Annotated in this window: 24 protein-coding genes and 1 pseudogene; 10 read left to right on the forward strand and 15 right to left on the reverse strand. The window is 68.8% G+C overall.

Going from position 1 to position 26,532, the window contains the following annotated elements; translation table 11 throughout:
• Positions 1-37 precede the first annotated feature (37 nt).
• Both gdhA and ABIB29_RS12030 read right to left on the reverse strand, forming a co-directional pair.
• The gene (gene gdhA / locus ABIB29_RS12025) at positions 38-1,375 is read right to left on the reverse strand and encodes an NADP-specific glutamate dehydrogenase (protein ID WP_354173036.1); all 1,338 of its coding nucleotides are present in this window, start codon (positions 1,373-1,375) and stop codon (positions 38-40) included.
• 148 nt (positions 1,376-1,523) lie between these two features.
• On the reverse strand, positions 1,524-2,120 hold the full coding sequence (locus ABIB29_RS12030; RefSeq protein WP_354173037.1) for an ArsR/SmtB family transcription factor: 597 nt from the start codon (positions 2,118-2,120) through the stop codon (positions 1,524-1,526).
• Positions 2,121-2,283: 163 nt separating this feature from the next.
• On the opposite strand from ABIB29_RS12030, the gene ABIB29_RS12035 reads away from it, so the two are divergent.
• Positions 2,284-2,796 carry a hypothetical protein gene (locus ABIB29_RS12035; RefSeq protein ID WP_354173038.1) on the forward strand — a complete coding sequence of 171 codons (513 nt, stop codon included), beginning with the start codon at positions 2,284-2,286 and terminating at the stop codon, positions 2,794-2,796.
• A gap of 19 nt (positions 2,797-2,815) precedes the next feature.
• Here the strand turns inward: ABIB29_RS12035 and ABIB29_RS12040 are convergent, their stop codons facing one another.
• On the reverse strand, positions 2,816-4,039 hold the full coding sequence (locus tag ABIB29_RS12040) for an acetoin utilization protein AcuC (protein WP_354173039.1): 1,224 nt from the start codon (positions 4,037-4,039) through the stop codon (positions 2,816-2,818).
• Between the two features lie 103 nt (positions 4,040-4,142).
• On the opposite strand from ABIB29_RS12040, the gene ABIB29_RS12045 reads away from it, so the two are divergent.
• Both ABIB29_RS12045 and ABIB29_RS12050 read left to right on the forward strand, forming a co-directional pair.
• Positions 4,143-5,573, forward strand: coding sequence for a TrkH family potassium uptake protein (locus tag ABIB29_RS12045; RefSeq protein ID WP_354173040.1), 1,431 nt, complete (start codon positions 4,143-4,145; stop codon positions 5,571-5,573).
• Between the two features lie 40 nt (positions 5,574-5,613).
• The gene (locus ABIB29_RS12050) at positions 5,614-6,252 is read left to right on the forward strand and encodes a potassium channel family protein (RefSeq protein WP_502915599.1); all 639 of its coding nucleotides are present in this window, start codon (positions 5,614-5,616) and stop codon (positions 6,250-6,252) included.
• A gap of 70 nt (positions 6,253-6,322) precedes the next feature.
• On the opposite strand, the gene ABIB29_RS12055 is transcribed toward ABIB29_RS12050, so the two are convergent.
• The 8 genes from ABIB29_RS12055 to ABIB29_RS12090 all read right to left on the reverse strand — a co-directional run bounded on the left by ABIB29_RS12055 (position 6,323) and on the right by ABIB29_RS12090 (position 15,143).
• The gene (locus ABIB29_RS12055; RefSeq protein WP_354173041.1) at positions 6,323-6,907 is read right to left on the reverse strand and encodes an HhH-GPD-type base excision DNA repair protein; all 585 of its coding nucleotides are present in this window, start codon (positions 6,905-6,907) and stop codon (positions 6,323-6,325) included.
• 57 nt (positions 6,908-6,964) lie between these two features.
• Positions 6,965-7,798, reverse strand: coding sequence for a pyrroline-5-carboxylate reductase (proC, locus tag ABIB29_RS12060; protein ID WP_354173042.1), 834 nt, complete (start codon positions 7,796-7,798; stop codon positions 6,965-6,967).
• Positions 7,799-8,054: 256 nt separating this feature from the next.
• Complete coding sequence (locus tag ABIB29_RS12065; protein WP_354173043.1) at positions 8,055-9,431, reverse strand: RNA polymerase sigma factor; 1,377 nt, start codon at positions 9,429-9,431, stop codon at positions 8,055-8,057.
• Positions 9,432-9,440: 9 nt separating this feature from the next.
• On the reverse strand, positions 9,441-9,782 hold the full coding sequence (locus ABIB29_RS12070) for a YciI family protein (RefSeq protein WP_354173044.1): 342 nt from the start codon (positions 9,780-9,782) through the stop codon (positions 9,441-9,443).
• 118 nt (positions 9,783-9,900) lie between these two features.
• A complete protein-coding gene (locus tag ABIB29_RS12075; RefSeq protein ID WP_354173045.1) occupies positions 9,901-10,944 on the reverse strand; it encodes a Ppx/GppA phosphatase family protein in 1,044 nt (347 codons plus the stop codon).
• A gap of 64 nt (positions 10,945-11,008) precedes the next feature.
• The gene (locus ABIB29_RS12080) at positions 11,009-11,458 is read right to left on the reverse strand and encodes an SseB family protein (protein WP_354173046.1); all 450 of its coding nucleotides are present in this window, start codon (positions 11,456-11,458) and stop codon (positions 11,009-11,011) included.
• 117 nt (positions 11,459-11,575) lie between these two features.
• A complete protein-coding gene (topA, locus tag ABIB29_RS12085; RefSeq protein ID WP_354173047.1) occupies positions 11,576-14,311 on the reverse strand; it encodes a type I DNA topoisomerase in 2,736 nt (911 codons plus the stop codon).
• 181 nt (positions 14,312-14,492) lie between these two features.
• Entirely contained in the window at positions 14,493-15,143 is a 651-nt protein-coding gene (locus ABIB29_RS12090; protein ID WP_354173048.1) for an ArsR/SmtB family transcription factor, read from the reverse strand.
• Positions 15,144-15,351: 208 nt separating this feature from the next.
• Here ABIB29_RS12090 and ABIB29_RS12095 point away from each other — a divergent pair.
• Positions 15,352-16,506: pseudogene (locus tag ABIB29_RS12095) on the forward strand (MFS transporter); the annotation flags it as partial.
• A gap of 9 nt (positions 16,507-16,515) precedes the next feature.
• On the opposite strand, the gene ABIB29_RS12100 reads toward ABIB29_RS12095, so the two are convergent.
• Positions 16,516-18,183, reverse strand: coding sequence for a DUF7059 domain-containing protein (locus ABIB29_RS12100; RefSeq protein ID WP_354173049.1), 1,668 nt, complete (start codon positions 18,181-18,183; stop codon positions 16,516-16,518).
• 255 nt (positions 18,184-18,438) lie between these two features.
• Between ABIB29_RS12100 and srmL the strand changes: the two genes are divergently transcribed.
• From srmL to ABIB29_RS12120, 4 genes are all read left to right on the forward strand, one after another.
• Positions 18,439-19,596 (forward strand): PheS-related mystery ligase SrmL, encoded by a 1,158-nt coding sequence (srmL, locus tag ABIB29_RS12105; protein WP_354173050.1) that lies wholly within the window; start codon positions 18,439-18,441, stop codon positions 19,594-19,596.
• A 72-nt stretch (positions 19,597-19,668) separates the two neighbouring features.
• Positions 19,669-20,154, forward strand: a complete 486-nt coding sequence (locus ABIB29_RS12110; RefSeq protein ID WP_354173051.1) for a DUF6023 family protein — start codon at positions 19,669-19,671, stop codon at positions 20,152-20,154.
• Positions 20,155-20,224: 70 nt separating this feature from the next.
• Entirely contained in the window at positions 20,225-20,803 is a 579-nt protein-coding gene (locus ABIB29_RS12115) for a hypothetical protein (RefSeq protein ID WP_354173052.1), read from the forward strand.
• A 73-nt stretch (positions 20,804-20,876) separates the two neighbouring features.
• Entirely contained in the window at positions 20,877-21,416 is a 540-nt protein-coding gene (locus ABIB29_RS12120; RefSeq protein ID WP_354173053.1) for a DUF6023 family protein, read from the forward strand.
• Between the two features lie 51 nt (positions 21,417-21,467).
• Here the strand turns inward: ABIB29_RS12120 and trhO are convergent, their stop codons facing one another.
• Positions 21,468-22,361 (reverse strand): oxygen-dependent tRNA uridine(34) hydroxylase TrhO, encoded by an 894-nt coding sequence (gene trhO / locus ABIB29_RS12125; RefSeq protein WP_354173054.1) that lies wholly within the window; start codon positions 22,359-22,361, stop codon positions 21,468-21,470.
• 198 nt (positions 22,362-22,559) lie between these two features.
• Between trhO and ABIB29_RS12130 the strand changes: the two genes are divergently transcribed.
• Both ABIB29_RS12130 and ABIB29_RS12135 read left to right on the forward strand, forming a co-directional pair.
• Positions 22,560-23,252 (forward strand): GNAT family N-acetyltransferase, encoded by a 693-nt coding sequence (locus ABIB29_RS12130; RefSeq protein WP_354173055.1) that lies wholly within the window; start codon positions 22,560-22,562, stop codon positions 23,250-23,252.
• A gap of 61 nt (positions 23,253-23,313) precedes the next feature.
• A complete protein-coding gene (locus ABIB29_RS12135) occupies positions 23,314-25,701 on the forward strand; it encodes a DEAD/DEAH box helicase (RefSeq protein ID WP_354173056.1) in 2,388 nt (795 codons plus the stop codon).
• A gap of 32 nt (positions 25,702-25,733) precedes the next feature.
• On the opposite strand, the gene ABIB29_RS12140 is transcribed toward ABIB29_RS12135, so the two are convergent.
• On the reverse strand, positions 25,734-26,123 hold the full coding sequence (locus tag ABIB29_RS12140; protein ID WP_354173057.1) for an Rv3654c family TadE-like protein: 390 nt from the start codon (positions 26,121-26,123) through the stop codon (positions 25,734-25,736).
• Complete coding sequence (locus ABIB29_RS12145; protein ID WP_354173058.1) at positions 26,120-26,503, reverse strand: TadE family type IV pilus minor pilin; 384 nt, start codon at positions 26,501-26,503, stop codon at positions 26,120-26,122. Before ABIB29_RS12145 ends, ABIB29_RS12140 begins: the two co-directional genes overlap by 4 nt.
• Positions 26,504-26,532 lie beyond the last annotated feature (29 nt).

A 26,532-nucleotide genomic window follows, 5' to 3' on the forward strand; every position in this document is an offset into this window, starting at 1 on the left:
TTGAAGAACACGGCCGCCACTGCGCGGCAGGTAAGTCCTAGATGAGCCCCTGGGCGAGCATCGCGTCGGCCACCTTCACGAAGCCGCCGATGTTTGCGCCCAGCACGTAGTTCCCGGGCTCCCCGTATTCGTCCGCGGTGGCTGCGCAGCTGTCGTGGATTCCGATCATAATCTCGGTCAGCCGTTCCTCGGTGTGCGCGAAGGACCAGGAGTCGCGGCTGGCGTTCTGCTGCATTTCCAGCGCGGACGTGGCCACGCCTCCGGCGTTGGCGGCCTTGCCCGGGCCGAACAGGATACCGGCGTCCTGGAAGACCGCGACGGCTTCACGGGTCGAGGGCATGTTGGCGCCCTCCCCCACCGCGCGCAGCCCGTTCCGGACCAGCCGGGCGGCAGCGTCGCCGTCGAGCTCGTTCTGCGTGGCGCACGGCAGCGCGACGGTCGCGTCGAGGTCCCACACGGAGCCGCCCTCCACATAGTCGACGGCGGAGCGCCGGGCCTCGTAGTCCTTGAGCCGTCCGCGCTCGACCTCCTTGATCTGGCGCAGCAGCGCGACGTCGATCCCCGCCTCGTCCACGACATAGCCGGAGGAATCCGAGCAGGCCACCACGGTGGCACCGAGCGCCTGGGCCTTGGCGATCGCGTTGATGGCGACGTTGCCGGAACCCGAGACCACCACGCGCTGGCCGTCGAAGGTATGGCCGCGGGTCTTCAGCATCTCCTCGGCGAAGATCACGGTGCCGAAGCCGGTGGCCTCGGGCCGGACCAGCGAACCTCCCCAGGAAATGCCCTTGCCGGTGAGGACGCCGGATTCGTACCGGTTGGTGATCCGCTTGTACTGCCCGAAGAGGTAACCGATTTCGCGCCCGCCGACGCCGATGTCCCCGGCCGGGACGTCCGTGTACTCGCCGATGTGGCGGTACAGCTCAGTCATGAAGGACTGGCAGAAGCGCATGACCTCGGCGTCCGAGCGTCCGCGGGGGTCGAAGTCGGAGCCGCCCTTGCCGCCGCCGATGGGCATGCCGGTCAGCGCATTCTTGAAGATCTGCTCGAAGCCGAGGAACTTCACGATGCCCAGGTTCACCGAGGGGTGGAAGCGGAGGCCGCCCTTGAAGGGGCCCAGCGCCGAGTTGAATTCCACCCGGAAGCCGCGGTTGATCTGGAAGCGGCCGGCGTCATCGACCCAGGGGACCCGGAAGATGATCTGCCGTTCGGGCTCGCAGAGCCGTTCAAGGACGGCGCCTTCGAGGAACTCGGGGTGGCGGTCGTGGACCGGGCCGAGGCTTTCGAAGACCTCGGTGACCGCCTGGTGGAATTCCCCTTCGCCGGGATTCCGTGCCAGTACTGTGTCCCGGATGGCCTCAAGCCGTGCGTCCATTCCAACTCCCTAAACCCTGGCGCCCCTCTTTGGGCGCAACAATCAAGCCTTTCCATGGTTGCACCGGGCAGGAGGGGATTTCCATTCGGGGCCCCGAGGCCGCCCCGTGTGACAAAAAAGGGGTGGCGCGGGACACAAACGGGCTGGGCTACTTCTTGCGGCCGAACTTCGGCAGGCTGGCCAGGAGATCGGCGGCCCTGGTCGCGGCCCTGCCCACGGTCCGGCCGATCTGTTGCGGCATTTTGTCTTCCCCTGCCGTGCCGACCGGGATTACGACGGCGGGGCTCAGCGGGCTTCCGGCGGGCCGTCCGGCGAGCGCCGCGGCTGGCTGCGACGCCGGGGCGGCGTGCGCTTCGGGCGGGGCAACCGTGGCCGTGGCAGCCGCGGCGAGGGTGTCCGGGACGGGCTGGAGCCGGGGTGCCGGGGTCCGCGCCGGGGACGTTTCCGCGGTCCGCGCTGGCGACGGTGCCGGAGAGGCGGCAGCGCCGACGTCGAACGTCTCCAGCCAGTTGGCGATCCCGGCCAGCGGCTTGGGGTTGAGTGTGTAGTAGCGCTTCTGGCCCTGGGCGCGCATGCTCACCAGGTCCGCTTCGCGGAGCACTTTCAGATGCTTGGAAATGGTGGGCTGGCTGGCCTCGAGCTCCTGGACCAGCTCCCCCACCGCCTTGTCCCCCTTGCGGAGGGATACCAGAATGTCACGCCGGGTTGCCTCAGCAATGACGGCAAATACGTCGTCTGTCACCATGCCCTCCACACTAGCGACATATACGCCGGATGGCATCCACCAATTGCGGGCCGCGGCCGTAGCCGCCGGGCATTGCCCTGTACCGGGCGCGGTGCTAAAACGGACGCACCGCCCTCCCGGCAGGTGAGGCCGCAGCCTACCGACGAGAGAGGAGTGGACGACCATGGGGGATTTCTTCCGGAAACAGCTGTTCAACATCATCGCTGTCGTGTTCCTGGCCTTGTTCGTGATCGTCTGGGGCAACGTGCTGCTCCAGGTCTGGGTATTCGTCCCGGAAGTTCCGGGCACCCCGCCCAGGCTGAACGGCGCCGTCGTCTGCGCCGCCGGGGTACTGTCCACCTCGCTGAGTTCGCTGACCGCCTCCGCCCTCGGGTTCACCATTGCCGAGGTCCGCCGGGAGGAACAGGCCGGCGGCGCGGCGGCCGCGGGCCGGGCCCAGGAAGGTGTCTTCGAGGCCGGCGGGATCACCACGAAGCTCTCAGGCCGGATCATCGCGGCGCTCATGGTGTACCTCGTGATAGGAATGCTGGTGCTCGGCGTATGGCTGGTGAAGGGCACCGCATCCACCGACCTGATCGGGGCGTTCTCTCTTTCGCTGCTGGGCTGGATCATCGGCGCCGCCGGCGTGGTGTTCCAGACTGAGAAGCCCAGCCCGCAGCCGTCCGCAGCCGGTTAGCCGGTGCCGGACCAGCCACCTAGTCGAACCAGGGGTCCAGCCCGTAGAGCGGGAAAACTTCCTTGCGGGTGGCCATGACCGTCCGGTCCACTTCGTCGTTGGGATCGAAGCCGACTTCCCAGGAGCGCCACCAGAGATCGACGTCGTCGCCCATCATTTCCGGCGCGTCCACCCCGTATTTGGCCCCGTACTTCTCCTTCACGTAGCTGCGCCAGTCCTCCGGCACGGGGGTGCGCAGCGGGACGGGGCGCCCGGCCGCGATCGCGATCAGGTGGCTCCAGGCCCGCGGCACCACGGTGATGACGTTGTAGCCCCCTCCGCCGGTGGAGATCCAGCGGTCCTCGCAGTGGCGGGCCGCGAGGTTGCCGATCGCTATGGCGGCCTCCCGCTGGCCGTCGACGCTGATATTGAGGTGGGTGAGCGGGTCCAGCCGGTGGGAGTCGCAGCCGTGCTGGCTCACGATGACCTCGGGGGCGAAGGCGCCCACGAGCTGCGGCACCACGGCGTGGAAGGCGCGGAGCCAGCCGCCGTCTCCGGTACCGGCCGGCAGTGCCACGTTCACGGCGCTGCCCTGCGCGTTCGGGCCGCCGATCTCGTTGGCGTAGCCGGTGCCCGGGAACAAGGTCAGCCCCGTCTCGTGCAGGGAGATCGTCAGCACGCGCGGATCGTCCCAGAAAATACTTTGGGTTCCGTCGCCGTGGTGGGCGTCGATGTCGATGTACACCACGCGCTGCATACCGCCGTCGAGCAACCGCTGGATGGCGAGGGCCGCGTCGTTGTAGATGCAGAAACCGCTCGCGCGCTCACGGGCCGCGTGGTGCATGCCCCCGCCGAAGTTCACCGCCCGGACAGCACTGCCGTCCAGGATGGCGGCGGCGGCGAGGAGGGAGCCCCCGGCCAGCCGGGCACTGGCCTCGTGCATGCCGGCGAAGGCCGGGTCATCCTCGGTACCGAGTCCGCGTTCCAGGTCCGGGGTCCCGGGGTCCGCGCTCACGCGCCGCACCGCGGCGACGAAGTCGGGGCTGTGGACGGTGGCCAGCTCCGCGTCGCTGGCGACGTCGGGGGCCGCAACCGTGACGTGCTCCAGGTCGAGCAGGCCGAGGCTTCCGGCCAGCTTGGCCGTGAGTTCCATCCGCTCCGGAGCCATCGGGTGGCTGTGGCCGAAGTTGTAGGCAGTCATGGAGGGATCCCACACCACCGTCGTTGGCAGTGCGGTCTTGGCGAGCCCCGGCAGGTATGTCATCAATCACAGGCTACCTGAGCGTGGGGTGCCTTTCCCCAGTCATTGCGCGGGGTTTAGTGGTTTACTACTGAAGGAAGCAGTTTCAAGCGAGGAAAAGCCACACATGACGCAGAGCCAGTCGAGGTCCAAGAGCCCGGCCAACTGGCACCCCGGCATTCCGGAGCGGGAAGGCCTGTGGATCTTCACACGCCTCCGCGACTTCATCGACAACATTGCGAATACCTCCCCGGCCCGTCTCGCCCTGTCCGCCTTCGGACTGGTGATCCTGGTCTTCACTGTCTTGTTGTCCCTGCCGGCTTCCTCCGCCACCGGTGATTTCACCCCGCTGCACCAGGCCCTGTTCACCGCCGTGTCCGCCGTCTGCGTGACCGGGCTGACCGTGGTGTCCACGGCGGTGCACTGGTCCTTCTTCGGCCAACTCGTGATCCTCATCGGCATCTTTGTCGGCGGCCTGGGTACCCTGACGCTGGCCTCGCTGCTGGCCCTCCTGGTGAGCAAGAAGCTGGGTGTCCGCGGCAAGCTCATCGCCCAGGAGGCCATGAACACCGGCCGCCTCGGTGAAGTGGGCACCCTGCTGCGGATCGTCATCGTCACCTCGGTGGTGATCGAGGCCGCGCTTGCGCTGGCGCTGATCCCCCGCTTCCTGATGCTGGGCGAAAGCCTCGGCCAGTCGGTCTGGCATGGGGTGTTCTACGCGATCTCGTCGTTCAACAACGCCGGGTTCACCCCTCACTCGGACGGCATCGTCCCGTACGAGACCGACCTGTGGATCCTCGTCCCGCTGATGGTCGGCGTCTTCCTCGGCAGCCTGGGCTTCCCCGTGGTGATGGTGCTGCAGCAGAACGGCCTGAACTGGAAGAAATGGAACCTGCACACCAAGCTGACCATCCAGGTCTCACTGATCCTGCTGGTGTCCGGCACGGTGCTGTGGGGGCTGATGGAATGGGAAAACGTGAGGACCATCGGCGGCATGAACGACGCGGACAAGGTCATCCATTCGCTCTTCGCCTCCGTGATGACGCGTTCCGGCGGGTTCAACCTGGTGGACCAGAACCAGATGGATTCCACCACCATGCTGCTCACCGACGCCCTGATGTTCGCCGGCGGCGGTTCGGCGTCGACCGCCGGCGGCATCAAGGTGACCACCATCGCCGTAATGTTCCTGGCGATCCTGGCAGAGGCCCGCGGCGACTCCGACGTGAAGGTCTACGGCCGCACCATCCCGGAGGGCACCATGCGGGTGGCCATCTCGGTCATCGTCGCCGGCGCCACCCTGGTCGCCGTGTCGGCCATGGTGCTGCTCCACATCAGCGGGGAGTCCCTCGACCGGGTGCTCTTTGAGACCATTTCCGCCTTCGCCACCTGCGGCCTCAGCACGAACCTCAGCGCCGAGCTCCCGCCGTCGGGCGTGTACGTCCTCACCGCCCTGATGTTCGCCGGGCGCGTCGGGACCGTCACCCTTGCCGCTGCCCTGGCCCTGCGCCAGCGCAGCCAGCTGTACCACTACCCGGAAGAGAGACCGATCATTGGCTAGTTCATCCAGCGCCGTCAACCGTCCCGCCCACAACGCCCCCGTGCTGGTGATCGGGCTGGGCCGTTTCGGTTCCTCCACCGCAGAACAGCTGGTCAAGCAGGGCCGCGAGGTGCTGGCGATCGAGCGCGACCGGAACCTGGTGCAGAAGTGGTCCGGCGTCCTGACACACGTCGTCGAGGCCGACGCCACCAACATCGATGCCCTCCGCCAGCTCGGCGCGCAGGAGTTCAGCTCCGCCGTCGTGGGCGTGGGCACCTCGATCGAATCCTCGGTGCTGATCACCGTGAACCTCGTGGACCTCGGCATCGAGCACCTCTGGGTCAAGGCGATCACGCCCTCGCACGGCAAGATCCTGACCCGGATCGGCGCCAACCACGTGATCTACCCGGAGGCCGACGCCGGTGTCCGCGCCGCGCACCTGGTCTCCGGCCGCATGCTGGACTTCATCGAGTTCGACGACGACTTCGCGATCGTGAAGATGTATCCGCCGCGCGAAACCGTGGGCTTCACCCTGGACGAGTCCAAGGTCCGTTCCAAGTACGGCGTCACGATCGTGGGGGTGAAGTCCCCGGGTGAGGACTTCACCTACGCCCGGCCCGAGACGAAGGTTTCCTCACGGGACATGCTCATTGTCTCCGGGCACGTGGACCTGCTGGAACGGTTCGCCGCGCGGCCGTAGCGGCACCTCGCGCCCCGGGGCTGGCCGTGGGGGAAAGCGGTGATGTCCGGGGCCCTTAGCTGCCGCGCTATCAGGGCCCGGCGGTCTTCGCAGCCTTCGCGGCGGCCTTGGCCGCCTGCTTGCTGGCCCGCACCTTGCCCAGCGACTCCGGATCCACAATGTCAGCGACGGACAAGAAGGCGTTCTCCTGACCATAGTGGCCGGCGGCCTCACGCCAGCCTTCAGCCTGGAGGCCACACCGCTTTCCCAGCAGCGCCAGGAAGATCATCGCTTTCTGCTCGCCAAATCCCGGCAATGCCCTGAGCCGGCGCAGCACCTCCTGCCCGTCGGGGTCACCCTGCGTCCAGATGCCAGTGGCGTCGGCGTTCCAGTCTTTGAGCACCGTCTCGGCAAGGGATTGCACGCGGCCGGCCATTGATCCGGGAAACCGGTGGACGGCCGGGCGCTCTTTGAACACCTCCACGAACTGCTGCGGATCGTAGCCGGCGATCGCGGCGGGATCCATGGAACCGATGCGCGTCCGGATTTTTTCGGGACCGGCAAAAGCCGATTCCATGGTCACCTGTTGGTCAAGCAGCATGCCGGTGAGCAGTGCAAACGCGTCGTCGCTGAGTAGTTTGTCCGCCGCGGGATCCCCTGTGATGTGCAGTTCCATGGGTCCCATCCTGCCACCCGTTCCGGTCTGCGTCATGGGTTGCGCCCGCGTCTGCCGCTAGCCGAGCTGCTTGGTGATCTCCGCTGCCCGGGCGGCGGCGGCACGGGCTCCCTCGGCGATGATCGCGGGCACGCCGCGCGCATCGAAGGTGGCGATGGCGCGCTCGGTGGTGCCGTTGGGGCTGGTGACGGCCTTGCGGAGCGCCGTCGGATCCGCGCCCGGCTCAGCCAGCATGAACCCTGCCCCGGCGACGGTTTCCCGGGCAATCAGCAGCGACAGTTCAGGGTCCAGTCCGAGTTCGACGCCGGCGGCCGCCATCGCTTCGGCCAGGTAGAACGCGTACGCCGGGCCGGAGCCGCTGATCGCGGACAGCGCGTCGACCTGCTGCTCGGGGATCTCGACGACGGTGCCCGCCGCTGCCAGCAGGTCCTTGGCCAGCTGGAGCTGCGCCCGGGAACAGTGCGTGCCCGGGGACACCGAAATGACGCCACGGCCCAGCTGAGCCGGGGTGTTGGGCATGCTCCGGATCACGGGCTGGCCGGCCGGCAGCGCCGCTTCCAGCTGCTCCAGCGACACGGCGGCGGCGACGCTGATGACAATCGCGTCCGGGGCCAGCGAATCGCCGATCTCCCGGGCCAGGTCCGTGATGCCCACCGGTTTGACGCCCAGGATCACGACGCCGGAGCCGGTGGCCGCCTGTTTGTTGTTCTCCGGCTCTTCCGCGCCGGCGATGGCCGTGATGCCGTGATGCCGTTTGGCCAGTTCGTCGGCGCGTTCGGCGCGGCGGACCGTGGCGACGATGTCCGCCGGGTCGGTGCCGCCGGCGATCAGGCCGCCCAAGATGGCCTCGTTCATTGATCCACAGCCCAGGAATGCGATTCGGTTGCTCATGCCCCCATCATTGCAGTCCGGCCCGATTCCCAGCCAGCTCCCACCTTCAGGTCAGCAAGTTCACAAACTCCGTAACTAACGTGGTGGTTACCTCATTGAGGGTGCGAGTGATGCGGCAGTCATGCGGATGTCTGCCCGGCACCGGTGGTCTGCAGCGGGTTTCCCCCATTTTCCCGCAGCGGACCGCCGGTGCCTTCGCCGTTAACAGGCAAGTCCACCCCGTGCCCGCCGCGAAGCAGCCCGGCGCTTCCCCGCCTCAGTCCAGGTCCTGCCCGGCGGCACCCAGTTGGGCCGCCCGCAGGCGGGTTTCGAGGAATCCCCGGTCGGCAGCGTTTCCGGCCAGCTGCAGCGCAGCGCTGTATGCCGCGGCGGCCTCACTGCTGCGGCCCAGCCGGGCCAGGAAGGCGGCCCGGACGGCGTGGAACGGGTAGTAGCTCTCCAGCCCCAGCGCGTCGACGAGGCGCAGCGCAGGTTCCGGGCCTTTCAGCTCGGCCAGTGCGACCGCCCGGTTGAGAGCCACGACAGGTCCGGGCGCGAGTTCGAGGAGCTGGTCGTAGAGCCGGAGGATCTGGTGCCAGTCCGTGGCGGCGGCATCGGGGGCATCGCTGTGGACCGCGGCGATGGCGGCCTGGAGCTGGTACGGTCCGGGCTGGTTCCGCCGCAGGCACTGACGCACCAGCTCCTGGCCCTCCGCGACCAGGGCACTGTCCCACAAGCCGCGGTCCTGGTCTGCCAGGAGCACCGGGCCGCCGCCGGTGTCCCGTGCGGCGCGCCGCGACTCGGTCAGCAGCATCAGGGCCAGCAGTCCCTTCACTTCGACCTCGTCCGGCATCAGCGTGGCCAGCAGGCGGCCCAGCCGGATCGCTTCCCGGCAGAGGTCCTCCCGGATCCGGGGCCCGCCGGAGCTGGCACTGTAGCCCTCGTTGAAGATGAGGTAGACCACCGCGAGCACCGGCTGCAGGCGCGCCGGTAGTTCCGCCCCGCGCGGCACCCGGTAGGGAATCCTGGCTTCCCGGATTTTCGCTTTGGCCCGGACCAGGCGCTGGGCCATGGTGGTTTCCGGCACCAGGAACGCGTGGGCGATTTCCGCCGTCGTGAGTCCACCCAGCAGCCGCAGCGTCAGGGCCACCTGGGCGTTGGCGGCGAGGGCCGGGTGGCAGCAGGTGAACATCAGCCGCAGCCTGTCATCGTCCACCGTGCCCTCCCTGGCGAGTTCCGTGATCACGAGTTCCTCCGGCGTCGGCACGGCCGGGGAGCGGGACGCCAGCAGCTGCGCGGCCTTGAGGTGTTTGTCCCCGCGTCCGGCTTCCCGGCGCAGCCGGTCGGTCGCCCGGTTCCTGGCGGTGGTGATGATCCAGCCCGCAGGGCTCGGCGGGAGGCCGGTGGAGGGCCAGTGCCGGACGGCGAGGGTGAAAGCCTCCTGGACGGCGTCCTCGGCAGCGTCGATGTCCCCGAGTAGGCGGGTCAGAACGGCGACGGCACGCGCGTATTCGTCCCGGAAAACGCGGGCGACGTCCGCTTCCGCCGCCGGTGCCCCTGCGGGTTCCGGTGCCCCGCCGGGTGCCGGCGGGAGCGCGGATTGTGGCCTCCCGCCGGGTGCCGGCGGGATCGCGGACGCGGTGTTCCGGACCATTCGGGGTGCCTAGTGCTGGATGGGTCGCACTTCGATGGGAAGTGTGGTGGCGCGGGCCAGTTTTTCGGCCCAGCCGAGCGCGGCGTCGAGGTCTGCCGCCTCGATGACGGTGAAGCCGCCCAGGTGCTCCTTGGCTTCGGCGAAAGGGCCATCCGTGACGAGCACCTCGGTGCCCTGCTGCCGCACGACAGTCGCGGTATCGGTGGGATGGAGTCCGGCCGCAAACACCCACGCGCCGGCGGCCTTCATCTCGCGGTTCAGGGCCTCAAGGTCCTGCATGATCGGTTCGAGGAGCTCCGGGGCCGGGGCGGGGCCGACGGGCTGGTAAACGCTGAGCAGGTACTGTGCCATGGTGTTGTCCTCCTTGACGATTCGGCCAGCTTCCGTGCCGGCCTCTCACCTACTAGACGAACGGCCATCGTCCGGATCGACACGCCACTGCCGGCAATGCGGCCCTACAGGAGATCGGTCACCGGGCGTCGGCTGACTGGGATCGCGTTGCGTCCGGTGCCTCTGCCCCGGGGGACTGCAGCTTGGCGGGGTGGTCGGTCTGGGTCACGTGGGGCGCGGGGTCCAGCGGCCCCTCGAAGATCAGCTGGTCCAGCCGGCGGAGGATCAGGCCTTCGCGGAGAGCCCAGGGGCAGATCTGCATGCTCGGGAAATCGAACATTTCCAGGGCCGCTTCGGCCACCAGGGCCCCTGCCAGGAGCTGGGGAGCGCGGGCTTCTGAGACACCGGGAAGGTTCAGCCGGTCCTCCACCTCCATGGCCGAGATGCGCTGCGCCCACAGGCCCAGGTCCGCGGCGAACAGTTCCCGCTTGACGTAGGGGCCTGCGCCGCTGGGAGCGGCCCCGGCGATCCGGGCCAGCGAGCGGAACGTCTTGGACGTGCCCGCCACGTGGTTCGCTTTGCCGAGCTTCGCGAAGTCGCGGACCACCGGCTTGAGCGTGGTCCGGATATAGCGGCGGAGTTCCTTCACGCTCTTGGCCGAGGGCGGGTCCTCCTGCAGCCAGTCACGGGTGAGCCTGCTCGCCCCGAGCGGAACGGACGTGGCGAGTTTGGGGAGTTCATCCTCCCCGTAGGCCATCTCGAAGGAGCCGCCGCCAATGTCCAGGTTCAGGATGGGTCCGGCGCCCCAGCCGTACCAGCGGCGGACCGCGAAGAACGTCATCGACGCTTCCTCACTGCCGGTCAGTTCCCGCAGCGTCACGGTGGTCTCATGCTTGACCCGGGCCAGCACGGCAGGGCCGTTGGTGGCCTCGCGGATGGCGGAGGTACAGAACGCCAGCAGGTCTTCGGCCTTGTGCTTGGCCGCGAATTCCCACGCTTCAAGGACGAACTCGATCAGCTCATGCTGGCCGGCGTCGTTGATGCTGCCGTCGCTCTCGAGGAACTGCACGAGGGACAGCGGGCGTTTGTGCGAGGCGAACGGCACCGGGCGCGCACCGGGGTGGGCGTCCACGAGCAGGAGGTGGACGGTGTTAGATCCAATATCGAGGACGCCAAGACGCATAGTGTCATTATTGCCCCCGGGAACGCGGCCCGCCTAACGGACCGGCCGCGCCCCGACAGCCGGCTTAGGCCTGGCCGTCCTGGCCGTGGACGTCTTCGGGCTCGTCGGCGGGCTTGAAGTCCCGGCGGATGTTCGCCACGCCTTCCGGATCGATTTCGAAGCCGAAGGCTGCGCCGGGGTTGATGACCATGCCGAGGTCATCGCCGAGGTTGCCCAGGATCGCGGCGCCCTGCGTGCCGAGCACGTTGGGGGCGGCCGCCAGGTACTGCTCGGTGACGCGGCTCGGGTGGGAGAACACGGCCAGGACCGGCTTGCCGGCGGAGTTGGCCAGCACCAGCGGCTCGACCTGGGCGTCGGCTCCTTCCAGCACGTCGGAGCTGACGATGTAGACCTCGTTGTTGAGGAAGGCGAGGATGACGTCAACGGGGTTGGCGTCGGGCTCCTCCCCCCGGGCAAGCTGCTCTTCGAGGTCGTTCAGCGGCTGGAGGTCCAAGTGATCGGGCGTTTCAGTCATGCCTCTACTCGATCACGTTGCGCCCGGGTCCGCAAACGCGAAATCGCCGGAAACCTGCGAAGTCGCCGGAAACTTCCGGCGAACCCGAACGCTTCCGGCGACTTCGGTGGGGCTGGGCTACTTCTTGGCGGCTGCCTTGCGGGCCGGGGCCTTGCGGGCCGTCGTCGTGCGCTTGACCGGGCCCTTGGCGCGCTTCTCCGCGAGGAGTTCGACGGCCTGTTCCCGGGTGAGTTCCTCCAGCGAGGTGGAGCGCGGCACCGTGATGTTGGTGACGCCGTCGGTGATGTACGGGCCGAAGCGGCCTTCCTTCACCACGATGTTCTTCTCCGAGACCGGGTCCGGGCCGAACTCGGCCAGCGGCGGGACGGCGGCGCGGGCGCCGCGCTGCTTGGGCTGGGAGTAGATCTCCAGGGCCTGCTCCAGCGTGATCGTGAAGATTTCCTCTTCCGAGCCGATGGACCGGGAGTCCGTGCCCTTCTTCAGGTACGGGCCGAAGCGGCCGTTCTGCACCGTGATCGGGTTGCCTTCGGCGTCCTGGCCGAGCACCCGGGGCAGGCTCATCAGCTGCAGCGCCTCGTCCAGGGAGATGGTGTCCACGCTCATCGAGGCGAACAGCGACCCGGTGCGGGGCTTGGCCTTCACCGGCTTTTTCGGCGGCTTGGGCTTGCCGTTCTTGTAGTATTCCACCGGCTGGTTGGCGAGCTGTTCCTCGGTCATCTCCGGGATGACCTCGGTGACGTAGGCGCCGTAGCGGCCGTTCTTGGCGACGACGGTGTGCCCGGTGTGCGGGTCCGCGCCGAGCACGCGCTCCTCGGGGGCTGCGGTTTCCATCAGCTCGACCGCCTTGGCCGCGGTGAGCTCATCCGGGGCCAGGTCCTCGGGGACGTTGGCGCGGGCGGCATCCACCACTTCGCCGGTCTTCGGATCAACCGTGGGGACGGAGCTTTCCAGATACGGGCCGAACTTCCCGACCCGCAGCGTGATGCCCTCGGTGATCGGAATGGAGTTGATTTCGCGGGCGTCGATCTCGCCGAGGTTGTTGACGATGCTCAGCAGCCCGGGGTTGGAATCCTCGCCGAAGTAGAAGTGCTTGAGCCAGGCGGGTCCCTCGGCCTGGCCGTTGGCGATCTTGTCGAGGTCCGCTTCCATGTCCGCCGTGAACTCGTAGTCCACGTAGTCGTGGAAGTGCTGTTCGAGCAGGCGGATCACGGAGAACGCGATCCAGCTCGGCACCAGCGCGGAGCCCTGTTTCCTGACGTAGCCGCGGTCCTGGATGGTGGAGATGGTGGAGGCGTAGGTCGACGGGCGGCCGATGCCCTTCTTTTCCAGCTCGGCGGTCAGCGACGCTTCCGTATAACGCGGCGGCGGGGAGGTCTCGTGCCCGACGGCGACAATCTCCGAGGCGGTGAGCGCGTCGTCCTTGGCCACATTGGGCAGCCGGCGGGCTTCCTCGGACTCGTCGTCGCCGCGGCTTTCGTCCTTGCCTTCTTCGTAGGCGGCGAGGAAGCCGGGGAACGTGATGACGGTGCCGGAGGCCGAGAACTCGGCGTCCCGGCGATCGGCGGTGCCGACAGTCACCGCGCCGAGGCGGATCGTGGCGGTGGAGCCCTTGGCATCGGCCATCTGCGAGGCGACGGTGCGCTTCCAGATCAGCTCGTAGAGCCGGAACTCGTCGCCGGAAAGCTGCTTGGCCACCTGGGCCGGGGTGCGGAAGGAGTCACCGGCGGGGCGGATGGCCTCGTGGGCCTCCTGCGCATTCGCTGCCTTGCCGCTGTAAACGCGCGGGGACGCGGGGACATATTCCGGGCCGTAGAGCTCGGAGGCCTGCCGCCGGGCAGCCGTGACGGCCTCGTTGCTCAGCGCGGAGGAGTCCGTACGCATATAGGTGATGTAGCCGTTTTCGTACAGCCGCTGGGCGACCTGCATGGTGCTCTTGGAGGAGAAGCGCAGCTTGCGGCCGGCTTCCTGCTGCAGCGTCGAGGTGGTGAAGGGTGCGGCCGGGCGGCGGGTGTACGGCTTGGTGTCGACGGAGCGGACGCGGAAGTCGGCGTCCTGCAGGCCGGCGGCGAGGGAGGTGGCGAGGTCCTCGTTGAGGTGCACAGCGTTGCGGGAGGTGAGCTCGCCGTTGTCGTTGAAGTCGCGGCCGCTGGCGACCTTGGCGCCGTCGACCATGGCCAGTTTGGCCTTGAACGAGCCGGACCCGGCGGCGAACTGGCCGGTCAGGTCCCAATAGGAGGCCGCCGTGAAGGCCATCCGCTCACGCTCGCGGTCCACGACCATGCGGGTCACCACGGACTGCACACGGCCGGCGGAGAGACCGCGGGCCACCTTGCGCCACAGCACCGGGGAGATTTCGTAGCCGTAGAGGCGGTCCAGCACACGGCGGGTTTCCTGCGCGTCCACGAGGTCCTGGTCGACGTCGCGCAGGTTGCCCATGGCGCGCTGGATGGCTTCCTTGGTGATTTCACCGAAGGTCATCCGGTAGACCGGCACCTTGGGCTTGAGCACTTCCAGCAGGTGCCACGCGATGGCCTCGCCCTCGCGGTCCCCATCGGTTGCGAGATAAAGAGCGTCAGCGTCTTTAAGCTGGGCCTTGAGTTCGGCGACCTTTTTCTTCTTGTCCGGGGACACCACGTAATACGGCTTGAAGTCGTTATCAACGTCGACGGCGAACTTGCCCACCGAGGTCTTCTTCAACTCCGCCGGCAGTTCGGAAGGCTGCGGGAGGTCGCGGATGTGACCAATGGAGGCCTCAACGATGAAGCCCTCGCCGAGGTACTTGGCGATGGTCTTGCTCTTGGCGGGAGACTCCACGATCACGAGTTTCTTACCGGTTTTGGCCTTGCTTGGCACGGTGCTCCTACAGAAAAAGGTTGCTCGGGCAGATGCGCCCATACCCGCCTAGTTCACCATATTTTGCGGATTCCCGCGCATCCAGCCCGAAACGGAGGGCACCCGGGCACGACTTCCGGACGTTCTGAAGCTCCGGGAAGCAAGTCCCCGCCGGGGTCGTTCACGGCGGCCTGCGATGCTGTCAGGCAGGGCTGCCGGAGGGGGCCGCGGGAGGCTTGCCGCGGTCGTCCGGGATCATCGACCACAGGGTCGCCATGCGCTCGGCTCCTTCGGGGACCTGGTCCGGATCCTCCAGTTCGTAGTCCCGCAGCAGTTCGAAGAGCCGGTTGTTCAGCTCTGCCCGCTGGTCCGGAGTGAGGTAAAGCAGGTTGCTGGCCAGCACCACGGAGGAGGGCCCGTCCACGGCCTCGCCGCGCTGGCGCTGCTCGTCCCGGGTCCTGGCGTAGGCGCTGACGCGCCGGCGGTACGCATCCAGTTCAAGGTCCAGGACAGCGAATTCCGGGCTTGCCACCCCGCCACCGGAGTTGATGGTGAAGTCGGTGCCCGCGGCTTTCCAGCGGCGCTCCCTGGCATCTCCGGCGGTGGGGGCCGGCACCACGATGCCCCACTTCTGCAGCGCACGCAGGTGGTAACTCATGGCGCTCGGGGTGAGGCCGGTCTGTGCGGCGAGTTCGGTGGCCGTCCGGCTCACCTGGGTTGAATACAGTTCGGAGATGACTTCCAGCCGGGCGGCATGGGCCAGCGCGCGGATCGCTTTCGGATCGGTGATCTCCACTTTCTTTTCCGGGCGATGCCGGCGTTTCGTGGCCGGGGGGACCGGTGATTCCGCCATTGGGGTTTCTGCATTCACCCCACCAGTCTACCGAGCGCCGTCAAACTATGAAAGAAATGCTTGACACTGACTTCCGTCGCAGAGTAGCTTGCTCATTATGAAACGGGTATTTCATAACCAGCCGGTTGATTCGGGGGCCGCGCAGCCCCTCTGGCGCAACCGCGACTTCGTCCTCGCCAGCAGCGCCCGCTTCATCGCCACGGCCGGTATGGGCGCCGTCATCATCAGCGTCATGCTACACCTGCAAAACCTCGCCGCCGCCGGCCAGACGGCAATCGCCGGACCCTGGCTCGTGGCGGCATACCTGCTGTGCTCGGCACTCCCGCTGGTACTGCTGGCGCCGTGGGCCGGCCGGCTGGCCGATACCCGTGATTCCAGGACGCTGGCGACGGCGTCCTCCGTGGTCAGTGCCGCCGCGGTCGCCGGCATGGGGCTGGGCATGCAGTACCTGGACAACTACCTTCCGGTGCTGTTCGCCATGACTTTCCTCCTGGATACCGCGCAGGCGGTGGCCGGACCGACCTGGCAGGCCCTGCTGCCCCGGATCGTGGGCGAGGAACGGACCCCGCGCGCTCTGGGCACCATGCAGGCAACCATCATGATCGCCGGCATGGTGGGACCGGCGGCCGGAGGACTGCTCAGCGGCTGGGGCGGATCCGGCCTGGTGTTCGCCGTGGCCAGCGGCTGCTACCTGGCAATGGGCGTGGCCGCCATGCTGATCCGGACCCGCCGCGGCACGGCCGCCGAGCGGGCAGGCAAGGAGAATCCTGCCCTGCTGGACGGGCTGCGCCTGATCCGGCGCGACGGCCTGGTCTGGGCCCTGGTCCTCGGCGCGCTGTTCTTCATCACCGTCGGCGAGGCCACCAACGTCCTGGAGGTCTTCCTGGCCCGCGACGAGCTCGGCGCCACCGAAACGCAGTACGGACTGCTGGCCGCCTCGTTCGGCCTCGGGATGGCTTCCGGGGCGGGGGTGGCCAGCCGGATCAAGACCCCGCCGACCCGGCTGCGCGCGCTGCTGCTCTCAATGGCCCTGACCTCGGCCTTCCTGGGGATCATGTCCCTGGTGCCGAACATTGAACTGTTGTTCGTGGCCTACACCGCCATGGGGGCCACCTGCGGGGTGCTGAACGCGTGCTTCGGGGCGATTGCGATCATGCGGATCCCGGAAAGCGGCCGCGGTCAGGCCATGGCGATCATTGGCGGCATGACCCGGGCCGTGTCCATCGGGGCGCTCGCGCTGGGCGGGCTGCTCGGCGCCCTGCTCCCCATTCGGGTGAGCTTCCTGGTCGCCGGGGTGGGCGGGGTCCTGGCGGCCGTGGCCGTCACGGCATACGTCCTGCCGCGCTACGGCAGCGAGGGCGCGGCCGCCGCGTCAGGCGGGCAGCAGGAAGCCGTCGCGGACCAGGTTCCCCACCTCGGTGAGCAGACCGGCGCGGAAGGTCTCCCCGTCCCAGTCCTCGCCCCCGCCCAGCAGGGCCTCGAGGGCGCCGATGATCTGCCCGACGGACAGGTCGCCGTCGCACGCTGAGACAAAACCGGCCAGCTCGGTGCTGAGCAGGTTGGTGCGGCGCAGGCCGGCACCCTGGCGCAGCAGGATGACGCCGGGATGTTCGGCTCCGGGTCGCTGGTGGCGCTCCTCGGTGACGTCGTCGGCGACGAGCAGGTGCGCCGCCGCCAGGTCGTGGGCGGCCAGCCAGTCGGCGCGTTCCACGGCGGCGCCAAGGTGCGGGCCGGCAGGCTGCTCGATCGGATAGGTGATCTCCTCGAAGCGCCGCAGCAACGGGGTGGAGCCCGCGGCGGGCCGCCGCAGCCAGATCATCCCGAAGCCGATTGCCTCGACGTTGCGGGCGTCAAAGTCATCCAGGTACGCGGCGTAGGAGTCCTGGTAGAGCCTCCGGTCGCGGGCCTCGGAAGCGTCCTGCAGCCAGGTTTCGGCGTACTGTTCCGGGCTGACCTGCTCGCGCTGGATGAACCAGGCGTCCGCGTCCGGGCCGGCCCAGCGTTGCGGCCGTTCGTCCCAGGCTGCGCCCACCGGGATCTCCCAGTTGCCCAGGAGCTGGGCGGTTCCGCCGGGGGTGAGGACCGACGGAAGGGCCCGGACCAGCGAGGCGACGATGTCATCGCCCGGCAGTCCGCCGTCGCGGTAGGTGAACTGGTCCGCGGCGGCTTCGCCCTGGCTGCGCGGCGTGATCACGAACGGCGGGTTGGAGACCACCAGCTCAAACTCCTCGCCGGCCACGGGATCGAGCAGGGATCCCCGGCGCAGGCTCACCCGGGCTTCCGGATCGGCGGGGTCCAGGTGCAGCTGGCCGGCGTTGAGCAGCAGGTTGAAGCGCGTGAACGCGAGGGCGCGGTCGGAGATGTCGGTGGCCGTGACGTGCTCGGCATGGTGGAGCAGGTGGAAGGTCTGGATGCCGCAGCCGGTGCCGAGGTCCAGCGCCCGCGCCACGTGCCGGCGTGCGGTGACCTGCACCAGGGTGGTGGAGGCCTGCCCGATCCCGAGCACGTGGTCGTGGCGCAGCACCCCGGGGCGCTGGTGGGCGGCAAGATCGCTGGCCACCCAGAGCTCCGCGCCGCCGCTGCTGAGAGTGCTTTCCCCCTGGGTGCCTTCCCCCCGGGTGCCTTCCCCGGCGGTTCCGTCCCAGCCGTAGGGCCGCAGGTCCACCTTCGCCTGGATCAGGCCCTCCGCGGACGGCTCCACGAGGCCCAGTTCCAGCAGGCCCGCCGTGCGGATGCCGGGCAGGGCTGCGTCGAGCGTGGCGGCGGGCTGCGGTTCGGCCAGCAACCAGAAACGGACCACGGCGGCGAGCGCCGCCGTCGTCGGCTCCCCGTGGCGGGCCGTCCCGGTGACGATCAGCGCGGGAACCAGTTGATCCCGGCTCAGGGCGCTGTGCGCGGCCTCGCCAAGGAGTTCGGCGACGCCGTCAACGGTGTAGCCGATGCCGCGCAGGTCCGCGGCCAGGGCGTCGAGCAGGTCAGGGAGGTCGCTGCGCGGGGCGTCGGGGGTGTTGCCTGCGGTGAAGTGCGTTGAGGGAGTCACCGGACAAGTTTAGTCCCGGCCCCGGCTCGTGGGCCTAGAGCCTGGCATTCACCCGGACCTGTGGGTTCAGCAGGGACCCTGGCGGGCTGCCGTAGCATTGGAGGTATGCACACGCAGCAGCGATTTATCAGCCCTCGGCCGTTTTCCGGCCGCACGGGCTTCCTGTCGCGCGCCTAACCGCAGCCGCCGGGGTCCGTCCGGTGCAGCGGCTGAGGGTGAAGTTCCCCCTCCCGCACTCCACATCAAGGACCCCTCATGAAAAGCTATTTGACCCCCGCTGAACTCCAGGCCGCCCTCGTGCTCCGCGACTTGTCCGATCCCGCCCAGGGCCCGCACGCCATGTCCCTGCTGCTGACGGACGTCATCACGGCGCTCGAGCGGCTCTGGGGCATCGGCGTCGAAACGCACCGGCTCAGCCCCCTCGTCGCCACGGCCGACAATTACGACCGCCTGGGCTACTCCCCCGACGACGTCACGCGGGATTCGCGCTACTCCCGCCACGTCAGCCCCACGGTCATGCTGCGGAGCCACACCTCGGCGGGCGTGCCGGCCCTGCTGGACTCGCTGGGCCAGGAAATGGGCCACTACGACCGGCTGCATGCACTGCCCGGTCTGGTGTACCGGCGGGACTCGATCGACCGCACCCACGTGGGCGCCCCGCATCAGGTGGATCTGTGGCGGCTCAAGGCGCGCGGCCTGCTGGGTTCCGGCGAGCTGGACCGGATGATGGCGGCCGTCGTGGAAGCAGTGCTGCCGGCCGCCCAGTATCCGGACGTGCAATGGCGCGCGGTCCCGGCACGCCACCACTACACGGACACGGGCAGGCAGCTCGACGTGCTCGTCAGCCAGCCGGACGGCAGCCGGGAATGGCTGGAACTGGCCGAATGCGGCCTCGTGGCCGCGCAGGTCCTCCGCAGCTCCGGACTGGACCCCCGGCGCTGGGCCGGCCTGGCCCTGGGGCTGGGGCTGGACCGTGCCCTGATGCTGCGCAAAGGCATCCGGGACATCCGGCTCCTGCGCTCCGAAAACCCCGGAATTCAGGCCCAGCTGCTGGACCTGGACCCCTACCGGCCGGTGTCGGTCATGCCGGAGGTCAGGCGCGATCTGTCCCTCGTGCTCGCTTCCGCGGCGGAAGCCGACGTCGAGCTGCTCGGTGACCGTGCGCGGACGGCCCTCGGGGCGGACGCCGAGGTGCTGGCAGCGCTGGAGGTTCAGGCTGTCACCCCGGCGGCGGGTCTGCCGCCTGCCGCCGTCGAAAGGCTCCGGCTCGCTCCGGACCAGGTGAATGTGCTGCTGCGGCTGGTGCTGCAGCCGCTGGACCGGACGCTGACCGACGGGGAGGCCAACCTCCTGCGCGACCGCGTGTACCTGGCCCTGCACCGGGGCCGGGTGCCCGAGCTGATCTCCCGGTAGGCCGCCGGAGAGTCTCGGTGCCGTTGCGGCCGGGGAATCAGCTGCCGGCCGCAACGGCGGTAAGTTGGAGGCATGCTCTTCGTTATCCCCGGCCCCCGTCGCGTCCTGCCCAGTGGGGGCGGCACCACCCGGTCCTTCCGGCGCGCCGCCCTCGGTTTTGCTGCGGGCGCCGCCGTCGTCCTGGCCGCGGCGGCGTGCTCCCCGGCCGGCTCCATCGAGTCGGCCGACGTGCCGGCGTGGAAAGCGACGGCGCTTCCCTCTGCCGCCGGGACAGTGGTCGAGGATGCGGGAAAAATCCTCAACCGGGATCCGATCGTCAAAACCGCACCCGGCATTGAGGCGGGCACCTACACACTGACCATCACCTGCGAGGGCGGCGGCAAGGCCTTCTTCGACGTCTCCCTCGACGGCGAGAACCTGGCCGAGCCCGGGGCAGCCTGCAACGGCAGCCGCGAGACGGCGCGCATCAAGGTCCCCGCCGCGGGTACGCTGCAGATCAGCGCCTCAAGCGTGGATGCCCCGCTCATTTACGCCTATCACTTGGTGCCTGTGGCGTAGCAGCCGGGTCCCGCCCCGGGAAGGGGCGCCGGCGGCTTGCGCCCGCGACCCCTGCGACTAGGCTCGGTGCATGGTTGCTACTGGGGGTACGCACTGGACGGTCCGGGCTGCACTGTTGCTGGCTGCGGGCTCTGTTGCCGCTGGACTGGCCGGGTGTGCCTACCCGGCCGACGACGTGGGACTACCACCGGCCGGGCCGTCCGCCCGCTCAGGCGCGGCAGGGGCGCCGTTGCCTACCCGGGACCCGGAACTCGTTGCCGCCCAAACCCGCAACCTGTTGAACGTCGAGGCTCTCCTCGGTGGCGCACCGGACGGACTCCTGAGCGGCGGATCAGGCGGGCTCGGCGACAGCGGCGGCGGAGGGTTATCGACGTCGAGCATTGTCACAAGGGCCGGCCAGTACAAGGTCACCGCAGCCTGCGTCGGGGCACCGGATGCGCACCTGTCCGTCGTCCAAAGCCCCCGTCAGGGGTCAATCCAGGACAGCACGCTCCTGGAGCGCAGCCTCGACTGCGGCGACGTGGCCGAAGCGCTGGTGGACCTCGTGCCCGGGACCGTAACGGCCCACCTCATCCGGGAAGGCGCCGGCGGACCCGGAAGCGTCGCAGTCGCGGGCGTCCGGATCAGCTTTCACGAGGAAGGGCCGTAGGTACCGGAGCGGCGCTTCTGTCGCCCGCCGTTGGGCTCTGGCGCCCGGGCAGGGGCGGGGTTAAAGTCGGGATATGCCCTCTGTTCCGGCGTCGAGCGTGGCCCGGACTCGCACGGCACCGGCCGCGCGACTGTCCTTGACGCTGGCCGTGGCTATCGCGTTGGCCGGCTGCGCCTACGAATACGACGACGGTTTTGCCGGCGGCACGGAGTCCGCACCCGCCCCGGCCTTCACCGATGCGGCGCTGCCGCGGGATCCGTCGACGCGACAGCCTGTCTCCGGGGCCGAACTGGACGCGTGGCTGGCGGAGGTACTCCCCGCCACCGAAGGCCAGGTGTTCCGCACCGGCTACGGAACCCTGGAGGCAGATGAGGAACGCGAGGAGACCACCGCCCGACTGCCCAGTGGCAGCTACGCGTTGACCCTCGCCTGCCGGAGTCCGCGGCGGGTCTCCTTCACTATCAGCCACGCGAAAAAGGAGTTGGTGGACCTGAACCTGCGGTGCAGAACCTCGCGGGTGAACGTGGTGTATCTGCCCGCAGACGCCGTGCTCACCATCAAAGTGGAGGCCAACGCCGGAGCAAATTTCGCCTACCGGGTGAGCCGCATCTGAGGTCCGACGCCGGCGAGCGAACTCAGACGGCTGGTCTCGGCCCGCAGACCCTCAGGCCGCGCAGCCATCCGGGCAGCGGAGCGTCTCCGGGCTGGCGGCGCAGTCCGAGCAGTAGAGCGTAAGCGTGCGGCATGACGGGTTGGAGCAGTTCTCGAATTTGCTCGTCGGCGCCGCGCAGCGGACGCATTCGCCGATGGTCTTCGCGTCCTCGCTGAATTCAAGGTGCATGCGCTTGTCGAACACGTAGAGGGATCCCTCCCAGAGACCCTGGTCCTTGAAGGTTTCGCCGTAGCGGACGATTCCGCCGTCGAGCTGGTAGACCTCCTTGAAGCCGCGGTTCACCATCAGGCTGGACAGCACTTCGCAGCGGATGCCGCCGGTGCAGTATGTGACCACCGGTTTGTCCTTGAGCTCGTCGTATTTCCCGGAGTCGAGCTCCCTGATGAAGTCGTGGGTGGTGGCCACGTCCGGGACGATCGCGTCCTTGAATTTGCCGATCTGGGCCTCGAAGCCGTTGCGGCCATCGAAGAAGACGACCTCCTCGCCGGCTTCCTTGCGCGCCGCCACGAGCTGGTGCAGTTCCTCGGGCTTGAGATGCTTGCCGCCGCCGACGACGCCGCCCGCATCGACCTTGAGCTCTCCGGGGGCACCGAAGGACACAACCTCATCGCGGACCTTGACGCTGAGCCGGGGGAAGTCCGCCGCGCCGCCGTCGGACCACTTCACGTCGATACCGTGGAAGCCTTTGTATTCGCGGGTGGTCTTCACGTACTGCTTGACCGCGTTCAGCTCGCCCCCGACGGTCGCGTTGATGCCGTCCTTGGAGATGATGATGCGGCCGGTCAGGCCGAGTTTCTCGCAGAGCGCACGCTGCCAGAGCCGGATGGCATCCGGGTCCGGGAGCGGGGTAAAGCCGTAAAAGAGCACAATTCTGTTCAAAGCCACGTTTTAAGGGTACTGGGTGGACCGAAAGCCACGGGCCGCCGGGAACCCGCTGTGCTGACCGGGCCGCGGACCAGGACCGCGGTGCAGACACCGTCCGTCCGCTGCCGGCTGGCCGGGTCCGGTCACAATTACGTAAGCAAGGCCGGTTCCCGGACGCGGCCCCTGTTGCTTGCGGCGGGGCTGGAATACGCTCATCACATGAGTCTCGAGGCCATGGTTGAAGACACCACCCATCTGCTGGAAATCTGGGTCACCGGTTGGGCCGGCTGCCGCGGATATGAGACACGCCGGGAGGGCAGGTTCCCGGCGGCCTTTAGGGCGGACACCACCCACGAATGGGAATACTTCGCCCATGATCCCTCCGATGCGGAGTTCGCCGCCCTGGCAGACGCCACCGCGGAAGTACCCGCCCGGGTCCTCACGGTCCTCACGAATGATGTTGCGCGGTACCACTTCCTCGCCCAGCAGCACGGGCTCAACGTCACGTCCGCCTCGCAGACGATGATGGTCGTGGACATGGAAACCCAGGACGCCGAGGACCCCTGGCTTCCGGACGATGATCTCCGGTGGGTTCCGTCACGGACCGACGGTGTCCACCATGCCGTGGTCTACGCCGGGGACGAGGTGGCGGCAAGCGGGCGCATGTTCGTGGTGGGCAACACCGCAATCTTCGACAAGATCGTCACCGAGCCCGGGTACCAGCGCCGGGGCCTGGGCAGCTTCGTCATGCGCGCCCTCGCCGCCCAGGCATTTGAGCACGACATCGAAACCGGGCTGCTGCTCGCTTCACTCGACGGGCAGAAGCTCTACTCGCACCTGGGCTGGACCACGGTGAGCCATGTGCTGATGCTCTCCGCCTCGGACGAAGGCTCGGACCTGTCCGTGGGCTGAGGCACTGGGCTGGCGGGTCACGCGCCCCGGACGATTTGAGGCCGGGTGAAAGAATGTACGAGTGAACCCACATGAGTCCCTGATTCCGTTGCTGGGCCGCGGCCCGGACCCGGAACAGCTCCGTCATGTGCGCACCATTCCAGCCCGCCGGGCCGTGCACGCGCCCTGGCCCGGGTGGACCCACCCCGATCTGGTGGACGCCTACGGTTCGCTGGGCATCCACGAGCCCTACCGCCACCAGATCCAGGCCGCCGAGTTCGCCCACGCCGGCGAGCACGTGGTGATCGCCACCGGCACCGCCTCCGGAAAATCGCTGGCCTACCAGCTGCCGGCGCTCGACGCGATCCACCGTTCCGAGCTGAGGGTCCTCGCCGATCCCGGCAAGATCCACGACGACGGCGCCGTCACCCTTTATCTCTCCCCCACCAAAGCCCTGGCTGCCGACCAGCTGGCCGCGATCCGGGCGCTGAAACTCCCCACCGTCCGGGCCGAGACCTACGACGGCGACACCGACCCCGCGTCCCGCCGCTGGATCCGGGACCACGCGAACTTCATCCTGGCCAACCCGGACATGCTGCACTTCGGAATCCTCCCCAACCACGCCTGGTGGGCACGGTTCTTCCGCCGGCTGCGTTACGTGGTCGTGGACGAGGCCCACAGCTACCGCGGCGTCTTCGGATCCCACGTGGCCAACCTGATGCGCCGGCTGCGCCGCATCTGCGCCTACTACAGCCCGGACGGCTCCGGGCCGGTGTTCATCGCCGCCTCCGCCACGGCGTCCGAGCCCGGCACCTCCTTCGGCCGGCTCATCGGCGCTCCGGTCCGTGCCGTGTCCGAGGACTCCTCGCCCCACGGCTCCACCACCGTCGCGTTCTGGGAGCCTGCCCTGACCGAGCTCCGCGGCGAGAACGGCGCCAAGGAGCGGCGCACGGCTGTCGCGGAAACCGCGGACCTGCTGGCCAATCTGGTGTCCTCGCGGGTGCGGACCATAGCCTTCATCAAGTCCCGGCGCGGCGCCGAGACCATCGCCTCCATCACCAAGCGCCTCCTCGACGAGGTCGATCCCAGCCTGCCGCAACGGGTCGCGGCCTACCGTTCGGGCTACCTGCCGGAGGAGCGCCGGGCCCTGGAGAAATCGCTGCGCTCCGGTGAGCTGCTGGGCGTCTCCAGCACCTCGGCCCTGGAATTGGGGATCGACATCTCCGGCCTCGACGCCGTGCTCGTGGCCGGCTGGCCGGGAACCCGCGCGTCGTTGTTCCAGCAGATCGGCCGGGCCGGCCGGGCCGGGCAGGATGCCATTGCCGCTTTCGTCGCGAGCGATGACCCGCTGGACACCTATCTGGTGAACCACCCCGAGGCGATCTTCGACGTCTCGGTGGAGGCCACCGTCTTCGATCCCTCCAATCCCTATGTGCTGGGTCCCCACCTTTGTGCCGCCGCCGCCGAACTGCCGCTGGGGTATGCCGAGCTGGAACTGTTTGGTGCCACGTCCGAGAAGTTGCTGGACCAGCTGGTGGCCCAGGGGTATCTGCGCCGTCGCCCGGCGGGGTGGTTCTGGACCCACCCGCAAAGCGCCGCGGCCATGGTGAACCTGAGGGCTGACGGCGGCGGCCCGGTGAGCATCGTGGATGCCGACACGGGATCCCTGCTGGGGACCATGGATTCCCCACAGACGCATTACCAGGCCCACACGGGTGCGATCTACGTCCATCAGGGCGAGAGCTACGTGGTGGAGGACCTGAACGAGGACGATCACTGCGTGGTGGTGCGCCGGGCGAACCCGGACTACTACACCACCGCACGCGACGTGACCCAGATCGAGGTGCTCGAGACGCAGCGCACCACCCAGTGGGGCGATGTGGCCGTGCATTTCGGGGATGTGAAGGTCACAACGCAGGTGGTCTCCTTCCAGCGCAAGGCGCTGATTTCCAATGAGATCCTCGGCGAGGAGCCGCTGGAGCTGGGTGCCCGGGATCTGTTCACCAAGGCGGTGTGGTTTGTTATGGACAACCGTTCGCTGACCGGCGCGGGACTGATCGAGGCGCAGTTCCCGGGCGCCCTGCACGCCGCTGAGCACGCGGCGATCGGGCTCCTGCCCCTGGTTGCCTCCAGCGACCGCTGGGACATCGGCGGGGTGTCCACGGCCATCCACGCCGACACCGGGGTGCCGACCATCTTTGTGTACGACGGCCACCCCGGCGGGGCGGGCTTCGCCGAGCGCGGCTACGACAAGGCCAAGGTCTGGCTTGCCGCCACCCGCGACGCCATCCAGGCCTGCGAATGCGAGTCCGGCTGCCCGTCCTGTGTGCAGTCGCCCAAGTGCGGCAATAAGAACAATCCCCTCGACAAGGACGCCGCCGTGACCCTCATCGACGTGCTGCTCCACGACGCAACGGACCAGATGCGCGCCGGACAGCCGGACCACGCCGCGACCCCGATGCAGGCGTAGCCACGGCGGCAGCCGCGGATACAGCCACCGGCTCACGGGGGAGGCCCCGCCCGGGCCAGACCCGTGGCCGCACCCATCGGCGTGCGGACAGCGAGTTCAGTGCGGACCTGGACCGTGTGCCCGGCGCCTTCCGCGCAGCTGAGGACCCTGGCGCCGTTCCGGTGTGCGACGTCCACGGCGACGGCGCAGGGTTCTCCCGGAGCGATTCCCCGGGCAGCATCCGCGGCGGCAAGGGCCGCAAGGTCCGCGGCTGCCGCCGCCCGGGAAGCCATCGCGGCCGACTGGGCCAGCAGCGCGATCAGGACCGCGGCGAGCACAACCAGCAGTCCCAGCCCGAGCGCCAGCACAGTGCCGGCGCCGCACTCCGCCGAAGTGTCCGGTTGCTCGACCGGAGGTGTCCTGCGGCCGCCCGGCTGGCTCATGCGGCCAGACTCTGCAGCTGATGGTGCCAGATCGGGGGGACCCGTGCCGCGGCCGAAGGTCCGGACGTTTCGCCCCTGGTCCAGGCACGAGCCGTGAGAGTCCAGGGAAGGAGCGAGCCAACGGCCCCCGGAACCTTGCCGGAGACCGTGACACTGAGCCAGCCGCCGTCGGACGCCACGGCCGATGCCGCCGAGGCACCCGCGAGCCGGCGGACGATCACATCCACTGCGGCGGCATCCTCGCCCCGGGCCAGGGCACGGGCACCGGCCCTGGCCGCTTCCTCCAGCCGCAGCTGGGTCACTCCCGCCGCTGAGCCGGCCAGCAGCAGGGCGAGCAGCAGCAGGACGGCGGGCAGCGCCACCGCGAATTCGGCCGTCACGGCGCCGCGGGACGTGCCGCCGCGCGCGC

This window comes from Arthrobacter sp. UYEF36 (genome assembly GCF_040547025.1).
Lineage (GTDB): Bacteria > Actinomycetota > Actinomycetes > Actinomycetales > Micrococcaceae > Arthrobacter.

What these genes read in the sequence shown, in the direction of transcription:
- gdhA (WP_354173036.1), bottom strand. Translation starts at nt 1,375, where the DNA reads ATGGACGCACGGCTTGAGGCCATCCGGGACACAGTACTGGCACGGAAT.
- ABIB29_RS12120 (WP_354173053.1), top strand. Translation starts at nt 20,877, where the DNA reads ATGCCCTCTGTTCCGGCGTCGAGCGTGGCCCGGACTCGCACGGCACCG.
- ABIB29_RS12055 (WP_354173041.1), bottom strand. Translation starts at nt 6,907, where the DNA reads ATGGAACTGCACATCACAGGGGATCCCGCGGCGGACAAACTACTCAGC.
- ABIB29_RS12110 (WP_354173051.1), top strand. Translation starts at nt 19,669, where the DNA reads ATGCTCTTCGTTATCCCCGGCCCCCGTCGCGTCCTGCCCAGTGGGGGC.
- ABIB29_RS12075 (WP_354173045.1), bottom strand. Translation starts at nt 10,944, where the DNA reads ATGCGTCTTGGCGTCCTCGATATTGGATCTAACACCGTCCACCTCCTG.
- ABIB29_RS12070 (WP_354173044.1), bottom strand. Translation starts at nt 9,782, where the DNA reads ATGGCACAGTACCTGCTCAGCGTTTACCAGCCCGTCGGCCCCGCCCCG.
- proC (WP_354173042.1), bottom strand. Translation starts at nt 7,798, where the DNA reads ATGAGCAACCGAATCGCATTCCTGGGCTGTGGATCAATGAACGAGGCC.
- ABIB29_RS12080 (WP_354173046.1), bottom strand. Translation starts at nt 11,458, where the DNA reads ATGACTGAAACGCCCGATCACTTGGACCTCCAGCCGCTGAACGACCTC.
- ABIB29_RS12065 (WP_354173043.1), bottom strand. Translation starts at nt 9,431, where the DNA reads ATGGTCCGGAACACCGCGTCCGCGATCCCGCCGGCACCCGGCGGGAGG.
- ABIB29_RS12040 (WP_354173039.1), bottom strand. Translation starts at nt 4,039, where the DNA reads ATGACATACCTGCCGGGGCTCGCCAAGACCGCACTGCCAACGACGGTG.
- ABIB29_RS12035 (WP_354173038.1), top strand. Translation starts at nt 2,284, where the DNA reads ATGGGGGATTTCTTCCGGAAACAGCTGTTCAACATCATCGCTGTCGTG.
- ABIB29_RS12090 (WP_354173048.1), bottom strand. Translation starts at nt 15,143, where the DNA reads ATGGCGGAATCACCGGTCCCCCCGGCCACGAAACGCCGGCATCGCCCG.
- ABIB29_RS12115 (WP_354173052.1), top strand. Translation starts at nt 20,225, where the DNA reads ATGGTTGCTACTGGGGGTACGCACTGGACGGTCCGGGCTGCACTGTTG.
- ABIB29_RS12030 (WP_354173037.1), bottom strand. Translation starts at nt 2,120, where the DNA reads ATGGTGACAGACGACGTATTTGCCGTCATTGCTGAGGCAACCCGGCGT.
- ABIB29_RS12045 (WP_354173040.1), top strand. Translation starts at nt 4,143, where the DNA reads ATGACGCAGAGCCAGTCGAGGTCCAAGAGCCCGGCCAACTGGCACCCC.
- srmL (WP_354173050.1), top strand. Translation starts at nt 18,439, where the DNA reads ATGAAAAGCTATTTGACCCCCGCTGAACTCCAGGCCGCCCTCGTGCTC.
- ABIB29_RS12140 (WP_354173057.1), bottom strand. Translation starts at nt 26,123, where the DNA reads ATGAGCCAGCCGGGCGGCCGCAGGACACCTCCGGTCGAGCAACCGGAC.
- ABIB29_RS12130 (WP_354173055.1), top strand. Translation starts at nt 22,560, where the DNA reads ATGAGTCTCGAGGCCATGGTTGAAGACACCACCCATCTGCTGGAAATC.